This is a genomic window from Jannaschia aquimarina, assembly GCF_000877395.1.
Lineage (GTDB): Bacteria > Pseudomonadota > Alphaproteobacteria > Rhodobacterales > Rhodobacteraceae > Jannaschia > Jannaschia aquimarina.
On the sequence record NZ_JYFE01000071.1, the window covers coordinates 1 to 6,044 of the forward strand.

Consider the following 6,044-nt stretch of genomic DNA (forward strand, 5'->3'; position numbering starts at 1 on the left):
GCCGCCGCCGGGGTCGCCGCCGCGGGCTCGGGTATCCCGGTTCTGAGCTTTTCCAACAACACGGCCATCGCGGGCGGCAATGTCTGGGTCCTGGGTAATACCTTCGAGAATACCGCCCGCCGGCTGCTGCAATATGCCGCCGGACAGGGCCGCAACCGCGTACTCGTGACCCACGCCACCGATCAGGCGGGCCAAGTCGCCCGCGAGGCGATCCAGGCCGCCGCGCGCGGCACCGGCGCGCAGATCACGGGCGCCGTCCCCTACGAGCTCAGCCAGGCCGGCATCGCCTCGGCGGTCCCGACCATCGCCGAGCAGGCACGCTCCAGCGGCTCCAACGCCGTCTTCCTGACGGGCAACACGGCGGGCGACCTGCCGGTCATCTCGCAGCTTCTCTCCGAGACCGGCATCGGCGGCGAGGACTTCCGCTATCTCGGCCTCACCCGCTGGGACATTCCGGCCGACGCGCTGCAATTGCCGGGGCTTCAGGGCGGCTATTTCGCGCTGCCCGATCAGGGCGCGATCCAGCAATTCCGGACCCGCTATTCGGCGCGCTACGGCGGAGCGCCCCATCCGATCGCCAATCTGGCCTACGATGGCATGGCGGCCATCGGCGCCATCGCGGCCCGCGGCCAGACCGTCGGGCGGAACACGTTGACCAGCCGGGCTGGCTTCGCGGGCACGGGCGGGGTATTCCGCTTGCGCGGCGACGGCACCATCGACCGGGCGCTGGCCGTCGCACAAGTGGTCAACCGGTCGGCACAGGTGGTCAGTCCTGCCCCAAACAGCTTCGGTGGCGCCGGCTTCTAGGCCGGCCCAGTTCAACCCGGCCGACTTCACCGGCGCGGTCCCGGACAACCTGATCGCACCGGCAGGGGCGATCGTCGACTCGGCCGCATTGGCCAGCCGGCTGTCAGAGGCCGTCGCCGGGTCGGACGATCCGCGCGACGTCCGCAGAGCCGTCGTGGCCCTCCTGCGGGAGACGCAGAAGTCAGGCCGCGCCGTCATCGCCGATCACTTCGCCGCCGCGCCCAGCCGGGCGCGCGCCGTGACCCATGCCTATGCCTTTCTGACCGACCGGCTGGTCCAGGCGGTCTGGCTGACCGCGACCCGGATCCTGCATCCCTGCCCCAACCCGACCGAGGGCGAGCGTTTCGCGATCCTCGGCGTCGGCGGCTACGGGCGCGGCGAGATGGCGCCCTTTTCCGACGTCGACCTGCTGTTCCTGACGCCCACCAAGGTGACCCCCTGGGTCGAGAGCGTCGTGGAGTCGATGCTCTACATGCTCTGGGACCTGAAGCTGAAGGTCGGCCACGCGACACGGACGATCCGCGAATGCCTGGCGCTGGGGCGCGACGACATGACGATCCGCACGTCGCTGCTGGAGCAGCGCGCGATCTGCGGCGACGACGCCCTCCCGGACGAGTTGCGCGAACGGCTCTGGTCGGAGCTCTTCAGCCGCACCGCGCCCGAATTCATCGAAGCCAAGCTCGAGGAGCGGGCGGAGCGCCACATCAAGCAGGGCGGCGCCCGCTACGTGCTCGAACCGAACGTCAAGGAGGCCAAGGGCGGCCTCCGTGACCTGCAATGCCTCTACTGGATCGCGAAGTACCGCTACGGGGTCGAGGATGCCGCCGACCTGGTGCCGCTGGGCGTCTTCCTGCCCGAGGAATTCGAGCAGTTCGAGGCCGCCGAGCGGTTCGTCTGGTGCGTGCGCTGCCACCTGCACCTGATCGCGGGCCGCGCCGCCGACAACCTGACCTTCGACATGCAGGTCGAGGTGGCCGAGCGGATGGGCTATTCCGACCATGGCGGCCGCCGCGCGGTCGAGCATTTCATGCAGGCCTATTTCCGCCACGCCACCAAGGTGGGCGAGCTGACGCGCATCCTTCTGACCGCGCTCGAAGCCGAGAACATCAAGCAGGAACCGGGGCTGCTGGGCCTCTTCAAGCGCCGCCCCCGCGTGAAGGACCCCTACGAGGTGCGCCAGGGCCGCCTCGACGTGGCCGACGTGGACGCGTTTCTGGCGGACAAGTTCAACCTCCTGCGCATCTTCGAGGAAGCGCTGCGCACGGGCCTGCTCCTGCATCCGCACGCCATGCGCCTGCTGACGGCGAATCGCCACCTCATCGACCGCGACATGCGCGAGGACCGCCGCGCGGCGAAGCTGTTCCTCGACCTGCTGCTCAAGCATGGTGACCCGGCGCGCGCCCTGCGCAGGATGAACGAGCTCGACATCCTGTCGGCCTTCATTCCCGAATTCGCTCCGGTCGTGGCGATGATGCAGTTCAACCTCTACCACCGCTACACGGTGGACGAGCACACGATCCAGGTCGTCTCCAACCTCGCCCAGATCGAACGCGGAGAGCTCTACGAGGATCTGCCGCTCTGCTCCGGCATCCTGAAGACCGGCGTGAACCGCAGGGTGCTCTACGTCGCCTGCCTGCTTCACGACATCGGCAAGGGCCGCCCCGAGGATCACTCGATCCTCGGGGCCCGCATCGCCCGGGACGTGGCCCCCCGGCTGGGCCTCAAGCCCGCCGAATGCGAGACGGTTGAGTGGCTGGTGCGCCATCACCTGCTCATGTCCGACATGAGCCAGAAGCGAGACATCGCCGACCCTCGCACGATCAGGGATTTCGCCAAGGCGGTGACGACCCGCGAACGGCTCGACCTGCTGACCGTGCTCACCGTCTGCGACATCCGCGGCGTCGGCCCGCATGTCTGGAACAACTGGAAGGCGCAGATGCTGCGCGCGTTGCACCGCGCCACGTCCTCCGCCCTCGAGAACGGGCTCGAGGACGTCAATCGGACCACGCGCGAGGCCAAGGCCAAGCGGCTCTTCCGCGAGGCCCTGCCCGACTGGTCCGAGGCCGAGTTGCGCGCCGAGATCGGGCGCCATTACGGCCCCTACTGGCAAGGCATCCCGACCGCCGCTCAGGTCCGCTTCGCGCATCTGCTGCGCGACCTCCCCGAAGGCGACGTGCGTCTGGAACTCGATCCCGACGAAGAGCGGGACGCCACCCGCGCGGTTTTCGCCATGCACGACCATCCGGGCATCTTCTCGCGGCTGGCCGGCGCGCTCAGCCTGGCGGGGGCCAATATCGTGGATGCGCGCAGCTACACGACCAAGGACGGCTTCGCGACCTCCGTCTTCTGGCTGCAGGACGGCGCGGGGCATCCCTACGAAGCCGCCCGGCTGCCGCGCCTGCGCGACATGATCGAAAAGATCCTGCGCGGCGAGGTCGCCACCCGTCAGGCCCTCGAAGGGCGCGAGATCAAGAAGCGCCTGCGCGGCATCGAGGTGCCGACCCATATCAGCTTCGACAATGACGGATCGGAAATCTACACGATCATCGAGGTCGATACCCGCGACCGCCCCGGCCTGCTCTACGATCTGACCCAGGCGATGGCGGCGGCGAACATCCAGATCAGCCAGGCGGTGATCGCCACCTACGGCGCCCAGGTCGTCGACGCCTTCTACGTCAAGGACATCTTCGGCCTGAAAATCTGGTCCCGCTCCAAACAGGAGGCCCTCGAGCGCCGCCTCCGCGACGCGATCACCCGCGCCAAGGAACGGGCGGGGGCCTAGCAGGAGAGCCGTTCGGCCGGCCCCGCGTCAGGCCCGCGCGATCCAAAGGCGCGCCGGCCCCGTCACTTTCAGCGATATCCCGATCCGGTGCGGCCGGCGCGTCGAACGGATCTCGGGCAAACCGTCCGACCTCCGGGTCATCCCGCCGAGATCAGTCAACGACTAGGATCCGCGGACCGTATGGAACCGGTCCGGCGCTGCCCCTTCGCCCTACTCCACCACGATGCGCCCGAACGCCTCCTTCGGCGGCACGCCCTGGTCGCGCACCTCAATCGGATAGACGCCCGGCCGCATCGGGTGAAAGCTGAACCGGGCGGACCCGGCGGCATCGCATTCGATCGCGCGGAAGGTCAGGCCCTGCATGTAGAACTCGATATCGGTCTCGCCGACGGACAGGACGCGGATATGGGCGTTCTCCAGCAGTTCCGTCGCCTCGAAATGGTAGCCCGTCTCCGAGGTAAGGTCCTCCGGGCAGACCACGTTGAAGCGGTAATATCCGCCCAGCGCCAGTGTGAACTGGTCCGGCGACAGGACGGGCGTGCCGTCCTCGCCGCGGGTAATCTCCATGAAGAAATCCTCCGGTGCGCCCGATCCGACGCGTCCCGATTCCTGCTCCTGCGCGGCGGCGGCGGCGCCCAGCATCGCGAAGGCAATTCCTGCGGCACGTGATCCAAATCCCTTCATGCGATCCTCCCTGATCAGATCACCCCGGTCATTTCGCGCCCTCCGCGTGCCGGCAATGCGACCTTGGCGCCATGGCGCGAAGCTCCGCTCATTCGCTAGACCGCCCGCAGAAGGGATCGGCCATGACGTTCCCACGGATCACGCTCGCCCTGGCCTGCCTGGCCACGCCCGCCCCGGCCGGAGAGGCGGAGGTCGCGCGCCTTCTGGCCGAAAACCAGTGCCGCGATTGCGATCTGTCCGGCGCGGCGCTTGCGGGGGCCGATCTCCGCGACGCCTATGCCACCTATGCGGTCTTCGATGGCGCGGATCTCAGGGGTGCCGACCTGTCGGACGCCTTCCTGCCGTTCGCCCGGTTCGAGGGCGCCGACATGACCGGCCTCGTCTTCGACCGCGCGAATGCCCGCGACACGGTCCTGACCGGAGCGATCCTGCGGGACGCCTCCCTGCGGGGCACCGCACTGCCACAGGCCACGTTGCGCGGCGCGGATCTGGAGGGCGCGGTCCTGGCGGCGGCGTACATGCCCAACGCCAACCTGACGGAGGCCAGGCTGGCGGGAGCCGACCTGACCGGCGCCGATCTGACGGGGGCGGTGCTCGGCGGGGCGGACCTGACCGATGCCGACCTGACGGGCGCGACGCTCCGGGCCGCGGGCCTCGCGGGCGCGCGCTTCTGCCGGACGACGATGCCCGACGGCACGCGGCGCGACGAGGACTGCTAGGTCGCCGGCCAGAGATCGCCCTGTCCGCTCCGCCCGCCGACCCCGCCGATGCGCGCCCTTCCCTCGACTGTGCAGTCGCGCTACCCGTCGCCCATGCTGGACCGGCTCGATCCCGATACCGCCCGTGCGCTGCTGGAATGGCAGCTCGAGATGGGCGCCGATTGCGCCGTCGATCCGCAACCCGTCGACCGCTTCGCCCTGCCCGACCGGATGCCGCAGCCCGCCGCTCCGGCTCAGACCGCGCCGATCCCGGCCCCGCAACCTGTCATCGGCGCGGACCCCGTGGCCTTTGCGGAACGCGCCGCCGCCGCCGCGCGCGATCTCGACGCGCTGCGCGAGGCCTTGTCGCGCTACCCCCATTGCGATCTGCGGAAGGGAGCGCAGAACCTGGTCTTCGCCGATGGCAGACCCGGCGCCCGCGTCATGGTCATCGGCGAAGCGCCCGGCCGGGACGAGGATCGCGAGGGGCGCCCCTTCGTCGGACAGGCCGGACAGCTCCTGGACCGGATGCTGGGGGCCATCGGGCTCGCCCGCGACCACACCGATGCCGAGCGGGCGGTCTACATCACCAACGTCCTGCCCTGGAGGCCGCCCGGCAATCGCGACCCGGAACCGGCGGAGGTGGCGATGATGCTCCCGTTCCTGCGCCGCCACGTGGACCTGGCCGCGCCCGACCTCCTGGTCCTGATGGGCAATCACTCCTGTCAGGCGGTCCTTGGACGCAAGGGAATCACACGGCTGCGCGGGCAATGGACCCAAGGGCTGGACCGCCCCGCCTTGCCGATGTTCCATCCCGCCTACCTCCTGCGCCGTCCCCAAGCGAAGCGCGAGGCCTGGGCCGACCTGCTGGAGCTTTCGGCCCGGCTCGGCCTTCCCCCGGCCCTGCCGTCCCGCTGAACCGTTCGGTGCCTGCCGGACGGACCGATCCGACGGCTCCTGTCCCTGCGGAGTCTGCCGATCCAGGAAGGGTTCGGCGCGCTCGGAACGCCCTCCACTTCTCTGCTTCCCAAATATCCACGCCGGAGGCCCGGATCGGACGGGGCTCGATGCCC

General features: G+C 69.6%; 5 protein-coding genes. 4 read left to right on the top strand and 1 reads right to left on the bottom strand.

Annotated elements, in window-relative coordinates; translation table 11 throughout:
- The coding region (locus tag jaqu_RS18090; RefSeq protein ID WP_043920423.1) for an ABC transporter substrate-binding protein at positions 1-807 on the top strand (807 nt) is incomplete at its 5' end.
- Entirely contained in the window at positions 791-3,589 is a 2,799-nt protein-coding gene (locus tag jaqu_RS18095) for a [protein-PII] uridylyltransferase (protein ID WP_043920424.1), read from the top strand. The genes jaqu_RS18090 and jaqu_RS18095, both read left to right, overlap by 17 nt.
- A 210-nt stretch (positions 3,590-3,799) precedes the next feature.
- Here the strand turns inward: jaqu_RS18095 and jaqu_RS18100 are convergent, their stop codons facing one another.
- Positions 3,800-4,273: a hypothetical protein gene (locus tag jaqu_RS18100; RefSeq protein WP_084630029.1), complete on the bottom strand. Its 474-nt coding sequence runs from the start codon at positions 4,271-4,273 to the stop codon at positions 3,800-3,802.
- A 122-nt stretch (positions 4,274-4,395) separates the two neighbouring features.
- Between jaqu_RS18100 and jaqu_RS18105 the strand changes: the two genes are divergently transcribed.
- Both jaqu_RS18105 and jaqu_RS18110 read left to right on the top strand, forming a co-directional pair.
- A complete protein-coding gene (locus jaqu_RS18105) occupies positions 4,396-4,992 on the top strand; it encodes a pentapeptide repeat-containing protein (protein ID WP_052501067.1) in 597 nt (198 codons plus the stop codon).
- A 93-nt stretch (positions 4,993-5,085) separates the two neighbouring features.
- Positions 5,086-5,889: a uracil-DNA glycosylase gene (locus jaqu_RS18110; RefSeq protein WP_084630033.1), complete on the top strand. Its 804-nt coding sequence runs from the start codon at positions 5,086-5,088 to the stop codon at positions 5,887-5,889.
- Positions 5,890-6,044: the final 155 nt, after the last annotated feature.